This window comes from Gynuella sunshinyii YC6258 (assembly GCF_000940805.1).
GTDB lineage: Bacteria > Pseudomonadota > Gammaproteobacteria > Pseudomonadales > Natronospirillaceae > Gynuella > Gynuella sunshinyii.
Genome location: NZ_CP007142.1, coordinates 2,613,429 through 2,627,556 on the forward strand (window position 1 = coordinate 2,613,429; position 14,128 = coordinate 2,627,556).

16 protein-coding genes and 2 tRNA genes are annotated in these 14,128 nt (G+C 45.0%); 15 read left to right on the forward strand and 3 right to left on the reverse strand.

The window, feature by feature from the left end; genetic code table 11:
- Window positions 1-222: 222 nt before the first annotated feature.
- The 3 genes from YC6258_RS11450 to YC6258_RS11460 all read right to left on the reverse strand — a co-directional run bounded on the left by YC6258_RS11450 (window position 223) and on the right by YC6258_RS11460 (window position 2,761).
- Window positions 223-1,326 carry a PilZ domain-containing protein gene (locus YC6258_RS11450; RefSeq protein ID WP_144407616.1) on the reverse strand — a complete coding sequence of 368 codons (1,104 nt, stop codon included), beginning with the start codon at window positions 1,324-1,326 and terminating at the stop codon, window positions 223-225.
- 493 nt (window positions 1,327-1,819) lie between these two features.
- Window positions 1,820-2,386: a lytic transglycosylase domain-containing protein gene (locus YC6258_RS11455; RefSeq protein WP_082070660.1), complete on the reverse strand. Its 567-nt coding sequence runs from the start codon at window positions 2,384-2,386 to the stop codon at window positions 1,820-1,822.
- 42 nt (window positions 2,387-2,428) lie between these two features.
- A complete protein-coding gene (locus tag YC6258_RS11460; protein ID WP_082070661.1) occupies window positions 2,429-2,761 on the reverse strand; it encodes an HU family DNA-binding protein in 333 nt (110 codons plus the stop codon).
- Between the two features lie 255 nt (window positions 2,762-3,016).
- Between YC6258_RS11460 and aspS the strand changes: the two genes are divergently transcribed.
- The 15 genes from aspS to YC6258_RS11535 all read left to right on the forward strand — a co-directional run bounded on the left by aspS (window position 3,017) and on the right by YC6258_RS11535 (window position 14,065).
- Window positions 3,017-4,795 carry an aspartate--tRNA ligase gene (gene aspS, locus YC6258_RS11465; protein ID WP_044617115.1) on the forward strand — a complete coding sequence of 593 codons (1,779 nt, stop codon included), beginning with the start codon at window positions 3,017-3,019 and terminating at the stop codon, window positions 4,793-4,795.
- A gap of 57 nt (window positions 4,796-4,852) precedes the next feature.
- Window positions 4,853-5,578: a YebC/PmpR family DNA-binding transcriptional regulator gene (locus tag YC6258_RS11470; RefSeq protein WP_044617116.1), complete on the forward strand. Its 726-nt coding sequence runs from the start codon at window positions 4,853-4,855 to the stop codon at window positions 5,576-5,578.
- 67 nt (window positions 5,579-5,645) lie between these two features.
- Window positions 5,646-6,179 (forward strand): crossover junction endodeoxyribonuclease RuvC, encoded by a 534-nt coding sequence (gene ruvC, locus YC6258_RS11475; protein WP_044617117.1) that lies wholly within the window; start codon window positions 5,646-5,648, stop codon window positions 6,177-6,179.
- A gap of 71 nt (window positions 6,180-6,250) precedes the next feature.
- Window positions 6,251-6,841: a Holliday junction branch migration protein RuvA gene (gene ruvA / locus YC6258_RS11480; RefSeq protein ID WP_044617118.1), complete on the forward strand. Its 591-nt coding sequence runs from the start codon at window positions 6,251-6,253 to the stop codon at window positions 6,839-6,841.
- Between the two features lie 4 nt (window positions 6,842-6,845).
- The gene (ruvB, locus tag YC6258_RS11485; protein WP_044617119.1) at window positions 6,846-7,859 is read left to right on the forward strand and encodes a Holliday junction branch migration DNA helicase RuvB; all 1,014 of its coding nucleotides are present in this window, start codon (window positions 6,846-6,848) and stop codon (window positions 7,857-7,859) included.
- Window positions 7,856-8,284, forward strand: coding sequence for a YbgC/FadM family acyl-CoA thioesterase (locus YC6258_RS11490; protein WP_044617120.1), 429 nt, complete (start codon window positions 7,856-7,858; stop codon window positions 8,282-8,284). Before ruvB ends, YC6258_RS11490 begins: the two co-directional genes overlap by 4 nt.
- Window positions 8,285-8,380: 96 nt before the next feature.
- Window positions 8,381-9,097, forward strand: a complete 717-nt coding sequence (tolQ, locus tag YC6258_RS11495) for a protein TolQ (protein ID WP_044617121.1) — start codon at window positions 8,381-8,383, stop codon at window positions 9,095-9,097.
- A 9-nt stretch (window positions 9,098-9,106) separates the two neighbouring features.
- A complete protein-coding gene (gene tolR, locus YC6258_RS11500) occupies window positions 9,107-9,532 on the forward strand; it encodes a protein TolR (RefSeq protein ID WP_044617122.1) in 426 nt (141 codons plus the stop codon).
- The gene (tolA, locus tag YC6258_RS11505; protein WP_044617123.1) at window positions 9,532-10,347 is read left to right on the forward strand and encodes a cell envelope integrity protein TolA; all 816 of its coding nucleotides are present in this window, start codon (window positions 9,532-9,534) and stop codon (window positions 10,345-10,347) included. Before tolR ends, tolA begins: the two co-directional genes overlap by 1 nt.
- Complete coding sequence (gene tolB / locus YC6258_RS11510) at window positions 10,344-11,642, forward strand: Tol-Pal system beta propeller repeat protein TolB (protein ID WP_052830224.1); 1,299 nt, start codon at window positions 10,344-10,346, stop codon at window positions 11,640-11,642. The genes tolA and tolB overlap by 4 nt, the downstream gene beginning before the upstream one ends.
- Before the next feature lie 84 nt (window positions 11,643-11,726).
- Window positions 11,727-12,287, forward strand: coding sequence for a peptidoglycan-associated lipoprotein Pal (gene pal, locus YC6258_RS11515; protein ID WP_044617124.1), 561 nt, complete (start codon window positions 11,727-11,729; stop codon window positions 12,285-12,287).
- A gap of 8 nt (window positions 12,288-12,295) precedes the next feature.
- Window positions 12,296-13,048: a tol-pal system protein YbgF gene (gene ybgF / locus YC6258_RS11520; RefSeq protein ID WP_052830225.1), complete on the forward strand. Its 753-nt coding sequence runs from the start codon at window positions 12,296-12,298 to the stop codon at window positions 13,046-13,048.
- A gap of 8 nt (window positions 13,049-13,056) precedes the next feature.
- Window positions 13,057-13,734 carry a 7-cyano-7-deazaguanine synthase QueC gene (queC, locus tag YC6258_RS11525; RefSeq protein WP_044617125.1) on the forward strand — a complete coding sequence of 226 codons (678 nt, stop codon included), beginning with the start codon at window positions 13,057-13,059 and terminating at the stop codon, window positions 13,732-13,734.
- 97 nt (window positions 13,735-13,831) lie between these two features.
- Window positions 13,832-13,907: transfer RNA gene (locus YC6258_RS11530), tRNA-Lys, on the forward strand.
- A gap of 82 nt (window positions 13,908-13,989) precedes the next feature.
- Window positions 13,990-14,065 (forward strand) — tRNA-Lys (locus YC6258_RS11535).
- The last annotated feature ends 63 nt before the right edge of the window (window positions 14,066-14,128 follow it).

Sequence of the window (14,128 nt, forward strand, 5' to 3'; positions counted from 1 at the left end):
AGGGGTTCGAAAACGGGCGAAAGTATGAGTAAAACGTTTTTTTTTTGCAAATGACCTGAAGCAATAAGTGGCCACTTAAACCATTTTATTTGTGTAAAAATGAAGTTTTTGAATAATGTTGGTCATGAAGTACTCAAAAAAAGGCAAAAAAGCTTCTCGGGCATGTTGAAAACATGCCCGAGAAGCTTTTAATTTTTCTTTAGAAAAGATCAGAAAAAAGGGTTAGCCACTCGCGGCTGCAGGAATGGTTTGCTGGTAAGCACTGGCGCGACGGATCCTGAAATGATCAACACCACTGTGACGGCTGATAAGCGGGCCGGAGTAAGCGTTAAGTGTGAAGGACTGGTTTGGCAGTTTGACTTTGACTATCGAGCCATTCCTATAGACACCAGAGTCGGTCACCAGAGAGTCTTCGGATGCAAAACTGATTAATATTGCTTCGATTTGCTGGCCACCGCTTTTAACTGATACGGGCTGAGCTTTTCCATTAATGAACTCAATGCCAAGTATAAACTGGTTGGATTGGCGCTGGACCCATCTGACAATAGCCAAATACCGATATGTGTTCTCGTTCTCTTTCAGCTCATAATTAATAAGGTCGCCAACGCTGATCTTGGAGGCTTCAGTCAGTGGTAATTGAATACAGGCTCCCTGCAGGCTGTCGTTGGTGACAGTTCCCTGTTTGGTTGAGCTGCTATTGTATTTGTGCCTCAATTTGCCATGAATGTTGTGTAGTCCAAAAACTACCTCAGCAGTTTTTTGGCACGATATGCGCTCTGTTTTTCGGGATGTTGATTTGCTCCATATCGCAAGTGCTTTTTTTAATAGTAGAAAGCAGCTTATCGGATCGTGATCAGAGAGGCCTTTGACCTGCGCCATGTTCCCTTGTCTGATTGATTTCAGGTCTTTCTTTAGCTGTTCGTAAACCGGCAAAGGGTTGACTGCCAAGATTGAAAATTCGGTTAATCCTTTGGATTCGACTTGTTGATAACCAAGTATGGATGCATCTCTGGCGAGGTCGATATAGTAATGTTCGGGATTAAGGTTCTGACCAATCTGATGGCTGAATTCAATGAGTCCCGCATAAGAATTAAGCCATAGGTTAAGATCTTCACTTTCTTGTTGACTGAATTGATATGGCCCGGCGATAGCCAGCAAGACAAGGCGTTTGTAGGTATTGATTAGTGAGCAGTTGAGCGCTTCATCTATTTGATGGTCGAACCGGTGCAGTTGGGCATGCTCGAACAGGCGGTGAATTTGACCCCATAAATGATTGGGTGCGGGGGCATACTGCTCATAATACTGCTTTATCTCTTCGCCTATCATATAAATTGCCCGATGATAGAGATTGGCTATGTGGTCTGTTGGAATAGAACTGTTGTTATTGAGTAGCCATTTACAGGCGTTAGATATCTCGGTAACCAATTGGCTGTAATAATCTGATGTCAGAGAGTTTTTGATCGGGGTTTTGTTGGAAATGAACAGTTCAATGGTTTTGGCGGACAGTTGCAGTCGAGTATTGCTATCTACCTCGCAACGGTTGAGAGTGTATAACAGTTCTCTAGGTATGCTACCTTCTACGCATAGCGTGTCAGTGCAGAGTGTGTCCACCAGGTGAATGGACATCCTGTGTTCCTGTTCACCGCTCAGGGGGGTAAACGCCTGAGGTAAGTTCAAACGTAAATCATTAAAGCTCATAAAAACGCCTATTTTTCAGTGTGCGACACATACTGCCTGTGAAATGGTTCACATAATAAATATCATAGACGAATTCTTATCGATCAAATATAAAACTGTAAAGAAGTGTACAAATGGTGGGTTATCCGGTTACAAAATATCTTTTTTCCCAGGTAACCAATACTTTGGAGGGGTACCACGTTTTACCGGTGGAGCCATTGTATCGGGCCAGACCTCTTTGAATGTTGCCATCTTCTTTTTGGATGTAGTGGGCCAGAATGGTACACCCGTAACGCAGATTGGTACGCATATCAAATAAATTATCTTCTTCGCGGCCAATCTCTTTTTTCCAAAATGGCATTACCTGCATGAGCCCTCGTGCGCCGACCCGGGATATGGCGTACCGGTTAAAAAGGCTTTCTATGTGTATTACAGATAATACAAGCTCGGGGGACAGTCCTGCCAAGGTGGCTTCTTCGTGCACAACTGTTAAAAAGGTGATGCGCTCTTTAGGATCTTTTATATAAGGGCTGATCCGTGAGGACATGTCGACCAGCCATACCTGGGCAACATAGGGGTCATCAAAACTTTTATTAAAATTGGCAGCCTGACGCAGCTCGCTGATAAGCCCGGGGTCAATATCGGTATTTTCACCTACGGTCATCGTAGATAAAGCGAGTAGTGCAAAAAAAGCGATTAATAACTTCATGAATAAAATAAAGCCGGTGCCCCGGCTTTTTTAACTGGCAGATTAAAGAGCCATTTCTTTCAGCTTTTTCAGAGGTCTGACCTTAACCGCTGTAGAAGCTGGTTTTGCTTTAAAGGTGGTTTCTTCGCCAGTAAATGGGTTGATTCCTTTGCGCGCTTTCACTGCAGGTTTTTTTACGGTTACTACTTTGAACATGCCAGGCAATACGAATTCGCCGACAGCTTTCTTCTTGATGTGGCGTTCAATGAGAGTATTCAGCTCATCCAATACCGCACCTACATCTTTTTTGCTGAGGCCAGTGTTTTCAGCGATTTCTGCCAGAATTTGGGTTTTGTTATAACGCTCGGTAATGGCAGTTGGTCTTTTTGCAGCCATGAAATGATCCTTACAGGGTGGGTTGTCAATTAAAATTACTAAAGTCTAGTGCCGGCATGGGCCTGGAAGCGGGAGTATAATCCAAACTTTTGCCCGAACAAGTAAAAAACCCTTGTTTTAACAGATATTTGCGGCTTAATGCTCAGTGTAATTGTGTTTTTATTATGAGTATAATGCCGACCCTTTTTTCAGCTGGTATTCTTGAGTTGAAATTCACTATAGATTTAATCATCAGGTTTTAAAGGATCGACAGTTATGCGAACCCTGTATTGTGGCGATTTGAGAGCTACACATATTGACCAGACAGTGACAATTTGTGGCTGGGTCCATCGGCGACGGGATCATGGTGGCGTGATCTTCCTGGATGTGAGAGACCGTAACGGTATCGTGCAGGTGGTTTTTGATCCTGATAATCCAGAGCACTTTAGTGTCGCGGACCGAGTTCGTAATGAATATGTTGTTCAGATCACCGGCAAAGTCAGAGGTAGGCCGGAAGGAACAACCAATTCGGAAATGGCCACTGGTGAGATAGAAATGTTGGGCCTGGAGATTCAGGTATTAAATGCTGCCCAGACGCCTCCTTTTCCTCTGGATGAATATCAGCAGGTGGGTGAGGATGTTCGGCTTAAGTATCGCTTTATTGATTTGCGCCGCCCTGAAATGCAGCAAAAGCTGATTTTGAGGTCAAAAATTACGGGTAATATTCGGCGTTATCTTGAGGAAAAGGGCTTTTTGGATATAGAGACTCCGATTCTCACTCGTGCAACACCTGAAGGTGCCCGGGATTATCTGGTGCCATCTCGTACACATGAGCATCATTTTTTCGCCCTGCCACAATCGCCACAGTTATTTAAGCAATTGCTGATGGTGTCTGGATTTGACCGTTACTATCAGATCGCCAAGTGTTTCAGAGACGAAGACCTTCGGGCTGACCGTCAGCCGGAATTTACTCAGATCGATATTGAAACCTCCTTTATGTCTGAACAGGAAATCATGTCTGTAACAGAAAATATGATTCGCAACCTGTTCAAAGATGTGCTGAGTGTGGAGCTGGGCGAATTGCCGGTCATGCCATATTCTGAAGCGATTGAAAAGTATGGTGTGGATAAGCCGGATTTGCGGATTCCATTACAGATGGTAACCGTTAGCGATCTCATGACCGAGGTTGAATTTAAAGTATTTTCCGGGCCTGCCAATGATCCTAAGGGGCGGGTTGCTGCGCTGAAAGTGCCAGCCGGTGGGCAATCTTTGACCCGAAAACAAATTGATGACTACACCAAGTTTGTCAGTATCTATGGGGCTAAAGGGCTGGCTTATATAAAAGTAAATGACAAGGGCGACCTGGAAGAAGGTCTGCAATCGCCAATTGTTAAGTTTTTGCCTCTGGATGTTCGTAAGGCTATTTTGGAGCGAACAGCTGCAGAAAACGGTGATCTTATTTTCTTTGGTGCAGATAAGGCGAAAGTTGTTAATGAATCTCTTGGGGCCTTGAGAAACAAGCTCGGTGCTGATTTAGATCTTTATACTTGCGAATGGTCTCCTCTATGGGTTGTCGATTTTCCCATGTTCGAAGAAGACAGCGACGGCAGTCTAACTGCTTGTCATCACCCCTTTACTGCACCGAGTTGCAGTGCCGAAGCACTGCAGGCGAATCCAGCCGTTGCGTTGTCACGGGCCTATGACATGATTTTAAACGGTGTTGAATTGGGTGGTGGATCTATCCGTATTCACAGTCAGGAAATGCAACAGACGGTGTTTGAGGTTCTGGGTATTGGTCCTGAAGAGCAGCGAGAGAAGTTTGGTTTCCTTCTGGATGCATTGAAGTTTGGTGCACCGCCGCATGGGGGATTAGCATTTGGATTGGATCGGCTGGTTATGTTGATGACGGGCTCAAATTCCATCCGTGAAGTGATCGCTTTCCCGAAAACTCAAACAGCTGCATGTGTCATGACTGATGCTCCGGGGCTGGTTGATGCCAATCAGTTAAAAGATCTTCATATCCGCCTGCGCCAGAAGGCTGTGCAGGAAAAATGAACTTGTATAACTTGAGTTGAACTGGGGGAATTCTGTTCCCCTTTTTTGGAGGTAAAGATGGCAGGTCATAGTAAGTGGGCCAACATCAAACACCGCAAGGCCGCTCAGGATGCCAAGCGGGGAAAAGTATTTACTAAGATTATTCGTGAAATTGTCGTTGCCGCCAAAACCGGTGGTCCGGCTCCAGAAGATAACCCATCTCTGCGGGCGGTTATTGATAAGGCTTTAACCGCCAATATGAAGCGTGACACTATAGATAAAGCGATCGCTCGCGGCGCAGGTACTCAGGGTGACGAAAATTACGACGAAATCACGTATGAGGGCTATGGTCCAGGCGGGGTGGCCGTGTTGGTTAAATGCTTGTCAGATAACCGAAATCGTACTGTTTCTGAAGTTCGTCATGCGTTCACCAAATGTGGCGGTAACCTGGGAACGGATGGTTCTGTTGCCTATCTGTTTTCCCAGGCTGGTCAGTTATTTATCGAGTCTGGTGATGAGGAAACTATCATGGAAGTGGCGCTGGAGGCCGGTGCTACCGATGTGATTGGTAATGATGATGGTAGTTTTGAGGTGCAGACAGAACCTTCTGACTTCCTGGTGGTCAAGGATGCTCTGGTGGCAGCGGGATTTGCACCAGAAGGGGAAGTGACTATGCTGCCTTCTACCTATAGTGATCTAGACTCGACAACGTCAGAAAAAGTGATTCGGCTGATTGATATGCTGGAAGACTCTGATGATGTCCAGAATGTCTATACCAATGCTAATTTTTCTGAAGAAGAATAGATCTCTCAGGCCGGCATTACGAGCCGGTCTTGTCTTTTGCCAGCGAAAACCGGGCTGATTAATCATAATGGCGCTTATTCTCGGAATAGATCCCGGTTCCCGAAGAACTGGTTTTGGAATTGTTAATGCGGTTGGTTCTCGCTTGGAATATGTCACCAGTGGCTGCATACGGGTGGAGCGTGAACCGTCCTTACCAGAAAAACTGCACCGTATTTATCAGGCTGTCTGTCAAATCATTGAGCAGTATCATCCAGAGGAATTTGCAATTGAGCAGGTTTTTTTAGGAAGAAATGCCGATTCTGCATTGAAGTTAGGGCAGGCCAGAGGTACCGCGATTGTTGCCGCGATGCAGAATGGTTTGCCGGTATATGAGTATGCGGCCAAAAAAGTGAAACAGGCCGTTGTTGGTAATGGTTCTGCAGATAAAGCGCAGATGCAGCATATGATGATGGCGATACTTAAGTTGCCGGGGCTGCCACAGGAAGATGCAGCAGATGCATTGGCTATTGCTGTTTGTCATTCGCATACCCGCGAGAGCCTTATTCGTATGAGTGGAGTTCGCCACAGTCGTCGCGGACGATTGATGGGGGATACCAAATAATAAATAGAACTCGTTTTTCGGTAAGGCTTAGTGGTATGGTTATTTAACCAGTATTTATTCCGGATTTGATTATGATAGGTCGATTGAAAGGCCGTATTATTTTACGTCAGCCTCCTGATATATTGATTGATGTTCAGGGGGTGGGGTATGAACTACAGGCTCCCATGAGTACGTTTTATCAGATATCTTCTGTGGATCAGGAGGCTATTCTATATACGCACCTGGCGATTCGCGAAGATGCACATCAGTTATATGGTTTTGCAACTCAGAAGGAACGGGAGTTATTTCGAAAGCTGATCAAGACCAATGGTGTCGGCCCTAAGATGGCTTTAGCTATTCTGTCTGGTATTGACTTTGATTCATTGGTTTCGGCGGTAATGGATGGAGATGTATCGGCTCTGGTAAAAATTCCGGGAATTGGCAAAAAAACGGCGGAAAGGTTGGTTATTGAGTTACGCGACCGTTTAAAAGAGTACAGTGGCCAGCAATTGGGGGCAGAGGCTTCGATTGCGTCAATGGATAACAGTCTGTTTGATGCAGAAAGCGCCATGATTGCTTTAGGGTATAAACCTCCCCAGGCGAGTAAGGCAGTAAAGCAAATCTATAAGCCTGGCATGTCTTCCGACGAAATTATCCGTCAGGCTCTCAAGTTGATGGTCTAGCACAATGATTGAAACTGATCGCTTTGTAGCTCCTGAACCTAAAAACAATGTTGAAGATGTTCAGGATCGAGCTATAAGACCAAGTAGTCTGACAGACTATGTTGGCCAGCCTGTTGTTCGCGAACAAATGGAGATCTTCATCGAAGCGGCCCGCAAGCGTAAAGAACCTCTCGATCATGTTCTGGTATTTGGTCCGCCTGGGCTTGGGAAAACCACTCTGGCAAATATTATTGCTCACGAAATGGGGGTTTCTATAAAAACAACCTCTGGACCAGTACTAGAAAAGGCCGGTGATCTTGCGGCCATGCTTACTAACCTGGAAGCTGGGGATGTTTTATTTATTGACGAAATTCACCGGCTGAGTCCTCATGTGGAAGAGGTTCTGTATCCAGCGATGGAGGATTATCAGCTTGATATTATGATAGGTGAAGGTCCCGCAGCTCGTTCTATTAAACTGGATTTGCCCCCATTTACATTGGTTGGCGCTACCACCCGCGCCGGAATGCTGACTTCTCCATTAAGGGATCGTTTTGGTATTGCCCAGCGACTCGAATTTTATAATGTTTCAGACCTGACCCGGATTGTACAACGTAGCGCCAGGCTCATGGCCGTTGAGATTGATCCGGAAGGAGCTGAAGTGATTGCGAGACGTTCTCGTGGAACACCTCGTATTGCCAATCGCCTGCTGCGTCGAGTGCGAGATTTTGCGGAAGTTAAGTCTGATGGCAGAATTCGGGCGGATATAGCGGATATGGCATTGAATATGTTAAATGTGGATTCCCACGGTTTTGATCATATGGATCGTCGTATGTTGTTGGCCATGATTGAAAAGTTTGGTGGTGGTCCTGTAGGGGTTGATTCCTTGTCTGCCGCAATTAGTGAGGAGCGGGATACGATTGAAGACGTGCTTGAACCATATTTGATTCAACAAGGCTACATTCTGCGTACCCCTAGAGGAAGGATGGTGACGGATTTGGCTTATTTACACTTTGAGTTACCGGTTCCGGAAAAGAAATGAAGCATTTATTTTCAATTGCACAGCGCGTCTATATTGAACATACGGACGCTGGCGGGGTGGTTTATCATAGTAACTATCTGAATTTCATGGAGCGTGCCAGAACCGACTTTGTGCGTCTATGTGGATATGAGCATCAAAAAACCTCTGTTGAAGATGGTTTTATTTTCGTCGTGCACAGTCTTGATATCAGGTACAAATCTCCGCTGCAGATGGATGAAGAAATAGTTATTGCTCTTGATATTCAGGAATTAAAACGAAGTAGTGTCACATTTGCGCAATATATTTATCACAAACAAGATATGAGACTTGCCTGTAGTGCCGCGGTCAGGGTGTGTTCAGTTTCTTCACGTACACTGAAGCCCCAGGCTATTCCTGTAAAGATATTTAACCGAATTTCTGAAAAAAGCACTGCTAACTCACTGTAATCAATATGAAAATACAGTTCGGTGGGTAGCCAAGTGAGTGAAAAAACTTTAGCCTAGCTAACGATTGTAAAGATTGTATTTTTAGGAGCGTAGTCAGTGACCGAGCACCTGTCATTTTGGAGTCTGGTTAGCAATGCCAGTCTGATTGTAAAGCTTGTAATGGTTCTGCTGGTTCTGGCTTCCCTGACCTCGTGGGTGATGATTTTTGAACGTACCCAAGTACTTCGAAAAGCAACCAAGGGTCTGAATGCATTTGAGAGTAAATTCTGGTCCGGTATGGATCTGAATCAGTTGTTTCGGCAAGTCAACGCAACCCCTTCTCCTGATAGCGGTGCCGAATCAATTTTCCGGGCAGGTTTTAAAGAGTTTACTCGCTTGCGTCAGCAGCCCAGTGCTGATACAGATGCCGTTATGGCAGGGACTCAACGAGCAATGCGAGTAGCTACCAGCAAGGAAATTGAAAAGCTCGATCACAATCTTTCTTTTTTGGCGACAGTGGGATCAACAAGTCCTTATATCGGTTTGTTTGGAACCGTTTGGGGGATTATGAATTCTTTTCGGGGATTGGCGAATGCGAGTCAAGCTACGCTGTCAACAGTCGCTCCCGGAATTTCTGAGGCTTTGGTTGCAACAGCAATTGGTTTGTTTGCGGCAATTCCGGCAGTCGTGGCATATAACCGCTTTTCAAGTAAGGCAGATACTCTAATTTCCAATTATGAAACTTTTTCCGAAGAGTTTTCTGCCATATTACACAGGCAGCTTCATATCGTACGGTCCCAAACAGTCAAAAAACCGACGACGGCAGTGGAGTGATGCATAAATATGCAGACTTCTATTCGTAGAAAAAGAAAGCCGGTTTCAGAGATCAATGTTGTACCTTACATTGATGTCATGCTGGTGTTGCTGGTGATTTTCATGATTACTGCGCCAATGTTGACTCAGGGAGTGGAGGTCGAATTACCAAAAACCCCGGCAGATCCAGTCAAGAACCAAAACGATAATGAACATTTAATTGTCAGCGTAGACTTTGATGGCCAATATTTTATAGAAAGAGGGCAGGACAAACCCGAACCCGTCAAAGTATCAGCTGTTGGGTCATATGTTGGTAAAGTTCTCAAGCAATCTCCACAGACGACAGTGTTGGTGAGAGGGGATAAGCGCGTGCCCTATGGAACGGTGGTGGAGCTCATGACTATCCTGCAGAAAGCCGGTGCAACGTCAGTAGGGTTGGTAACCGAAGCGCCTTGATGATGAAGAGATATGCCATAGCCTTACTGCTGGCGGTAATCATTCACATAGTGGCGGGTGCTGGGCTGGTATGGAGTTTTGGTGTTAAGCCCAAAGACCCCGAGATGTTTAAAATTCCTGAGCATATTCAGGCGAAGTTGGTTGTATTGGACAAGCCCAAGGCAGTTAAAAGCAATCAAAAGGACAGGTTAAAAACTTCTGCTAAAGCAAATGATGCGGCCAAAAAAGACGCTGAGAAAAAGCGTCTGGAGGCAGAAAAGAAAAAGCAGGAAGAAGCAAAAAAAGCAGCAGACAAGCAAGCTAAGGAAAAAGCAGCGGCAGACAAACAGGCCAAGGAACGTGCGGCAAAAGAGGCTGAAGAGAAAAAGCAGGCTGAGGAAGCACTTAAAGCAGAGGAGCTAAGACAGCAGGAAGCGGAGAGACAGAAGAAAGAGCAAATTGATGCCGCTAAGAGGGAAGAGTCTCTGCTTGAGGGGCTGGATGAAGAGGATACTCAGATCGAACAGCAGGTACAGGACGAAGCTGCTGCGGCTACGTATTATGAGTTAATAAAGGCTCAGATTGCTGCTAACTGGTCGCGGCCAGCCAGTGCCCGAAATGGGATGATTGTTGCGATGGAACTACACCTTTTGCCAAATGGTGAACTTCAGGATGTATTTATTCTTCAGTCCAGTGGTGATGCAGCGACGGATAGGTCTGCAGAAGTTGCAGTAAGAAAGGTCAGGAAATTTCAGGTACCGGATGATCCGAAAATTTTTGAAAAATACTTCAGAGTTATTCAGTTTGGATTCAAGCCAGAGGATTTGATGCGGTGAAGTTGTTGAGAGTATTTTTTACGGTTTCGATTTTGGCACTTGCTACTCAGGCATTAGCCGAGTTCAAGTTTGTCATTACCAGAGGCTATGATAAGCCGACTTCCATCGCGGTTGTGCCCTTTTGTTGGAATGGTACAGAGGTTTTGCCAGAACAAATTGCTTCTATCGTTGGTTCAGATTTCTCTAGAACGGGGCAGTTCAGTTCCCTGGCACCGGAAAATATGCTGTCTCAGCCATGTGACAATAATGATGTGTATTTTCGTGACTGGAAGTTACTTAAACAGGACTACCTGATAATTGGCCGCATTTCTCAATTGCCGGGAGCAAACAGTTATGAAGTGATTTATCGCTTGTATGATGTTTTCCGGGAGCAAAATATTCAGTCCGCCAAGGTCACTGGAAGTAAAGAGCAGTTGCGCGACTTGGCGCATGCAATTGCGGATTCTGCTTATGAGAAGATAACGGGTATTCGAGGGGTCTTTTCTACCAAGATAGCTTATGTCACTTTAAGTAAGGAGAGTGAAAAGTCCACTTATCGTCTTGAGGTTGCAGATGCAGATGGTTATCGAGCCAAGACACTGTATCAATCAAATGACTCTATCATTTCTGTGAGTTGGTCTAGTGATGCAAAAAAACTGGCTTTTACTAACTTTGAGCCTAACGGTAAAACCCGTATAAAAATTGTTGACCGGTTTACCCGCAAAGTGGAAACCCTGCCAGCATATCCTGGTATTAATAGTGGGGCTTCATTTTCGCCTGATGGTAAAACAATCGCATTTGTGAATTCTCAGACGGGCAATCCTGATATCTATTTAATGGATTTGGAGAGCAAAAAAATAACTCGTATAACCAAGCATTGGTCAATAGATACTGAGCCGAGTTGGTCGCCAGACGGAAAAAAACTGCTCTTTACTTCAGAGAGAGGAGGTAGGCCACAAATTTATCAAGTAACTCTGGACACTGGGGCTGTAGAACGCTTAACCTTTGAAGGAATATACAATGCGCGGGCACAGTACAGTTCTGATGGTAAGTATGTGGTGATGGTACATCAGGATGGTGGTCCGTTTCATGTAGCTGCATTGGATCTTGCCACAAGGCAATTGCGAATTCTGACAGAGACGGATTTGGATGAATCGCCTAGTATGGCGCCTAATGGCACAATGCTCGTGTATGCTACTCAAAATAAAGGTCGTGGCGTGTTAGCTTGGGCATCAGTTGATGGTCAGCTGGCAAGTATCATGCCTGCAGTTAATGGTCATGTCAGGGAACCCGCGTGGTCTCCCTTCATCCGTTGACGGTAGGAGTGGAAGGAGTACTACTGTTGTTATATGGTAGTGCGTGAATAATTTTTTTAAAACAACACCGAATGGGAAAGGAAAATGGCTAAATTTAAACTGCTCCAAGTTGCTGCTTTAACTTTTGCAGTCGTTCTGTCTGGTTGTGCCAATAAAGGCGGCACTGAAGAAAGTACAGGTGCAATGACTGAAACCACTACAGACTCAACTATGTCTGAAACGCCTATGGATTCTACCGAAGTCGTTATTGAGAATAATGTTACTGAAGCGGATAGCGGCGATACTATGGAGTATGCTGATGAAGTACAGCGTCCATATGCTTATGTCATTTACTTTGATTTCGACAAAGCAGCTGTAAAAAATGATTTCCGTTCACTGATGGATAAACATGGTGATTATCTGGCTGCTCATCCTGAAGTAAAGGTCATTCTGGAAGGTCATGCTGACGAGCGCGGCACTCGTGAATACAACCTTGCTTTAGGTGAGCGTCGCGCATACGCTGTTTCTGCGTATTTGAAACTTAAAGGTGTGAGTAGCGATCAGATTACTATCGTGAGCTTTGGTGAAGAAAAGCCAATTGATCTGGGTAAAACAGAAGCTGCTTATGCCCAGAACCGTCGTGTAGAGATTAAATATCAAAACTAAATCTCCATATGTTTAAATGGTTTATTAAAACTATAATATCGGCAACTGCATTTAGCAGTTGCCTTGTATTTGCCGCGCCTCCTGTCGTTCAGTCTCAGGCTGATGCAGTTAACCGATCCCAATCTTCAGCGACTTCTGGTTCCAGAGCAGCTGCTCCGGTCAACGAGCAGGCCTTGTCAGAAATGTTGTATCAAATGCAGCAGATGCAGCAGGAGTTAATGACTCTGCGCGGTATGGTCGAAGAGCTTTCATATCAACTACAACAATCTCAACAACAGTCAAAAGACCGTTACATAGATCTTGATCGGCGTATTTCGGATCTTCGCTCAGGTGCTTCTGGTGCTGCTGAGTCGACGGCAAGCGGTGTAGTCGCTGTGGCCGATAGTGATGTAGAGCAGCAACGCTATGATCAGGCTAAAGATCTGATTCGACAGAAAAAGTATGATGAGGCTGTCGCTGCATTCACTCAGTATACCAATGATTTTCCTGATAGTTCCTATACACCGAATGCATGGTATTGGATGGGTGAAGTATATTTGGTGCTCAGAGAGACTGAGAAAGCTAAAAGCGCTTTTCAGGCGGTCGTGGATCAATATCCTGATCACCAGAAATACCCTGATTCGCTCTATAAGTTGGCTACCTGTTATGCCAAGTTGAATGACATGACCAAGGCCAGGGAGTTATTTGAAAAAGTAATTAACGATTACCCTGGTTCTCAGATTGCTGGTAAAGCGTCTGTTTCCTTAAAAAACCTTAATTGACAAAATTCATGAAAAAAGCGGTTATATTATTGTCTGGTGGTTTGGATTCTGCCACGACACTTTATATGGCTAAAGATCAGGGCTTTGATTGTTATGCGCTAAGCTTTGATTATGGCCAAAAACATAGCTCTGAGTTGTCCGCGGCCAAAGCCATAGCGGAGAGTGCCGGTGTTATAGAGCACAAGATTATTCCCCTGAATCTCCGTTTGATAGGTGGTTCGGCGTTAACAGATGATTCTTTTTCTGTTCCCACGGATTCTGATCTAACCAGTTCTGATATTCCTGTGACCTATGTTCCTGCCCGAAATACGGTCTTTTTATCAATTGCTATGGGCTACGCTGAGGTTATCGGTAGCCAGAATATCTTTATTGGTGTGAATGCGGTTGATTATTCGGGATATCCTGATTGTCGGCCGGAGTTTATTCATGCTTTTGAAGTCATGGCTAACCTCGCCACGAAAGCGTCGGTTGAAGGGCAGAAGCTTAAGATAAATACGCCTTTAATTGATTTGACCAAGGCTGAAATTGTTACGCAGGGTACAAAACTCGGTTTGGATTATGCCCTAACGGTTTCTTGCTATCAGGCTGACGCGGCAGGAAAGGCCTGTGGAGTATGTGACAGTTGTCGTTTGCGGGCTCAGGGGTTTGCAGATGCAGGACTGTCCGACCCCACTATATACAGCTAATATGACGAAAATTGTTTGCTTTCAAACACTTAAATAAAAAAATTCAGGATTTTTGCTTGCGAGCTGAGTAAAAATCCATATTATATGCGCCTCCTTCGGGTCGTTAGCTCAGTCGGTAGAGCAGTTGGCTTTTAACCAATTGGTCGGGCGTTCGAGTCGCCCACGACCCACCAACTCTTCATCAACGGCGGATGAAGTTAAGTCATTAATTTTATTGACTTTTTATTTGAAGAAGGTAGAATGCGCCGGCGCTGAGGGTCGTTAGCTCAGTCGGTAGAGCAGTTGGCTTTTAACCAATTGGTCGGGCGTTCGAGTCGCCCACGACCCACCAAATTAAAAAGAAAAGAGAGCACTGCTCTCTTTTTTTATGCCTCAAAATAACTTATCTGTACTT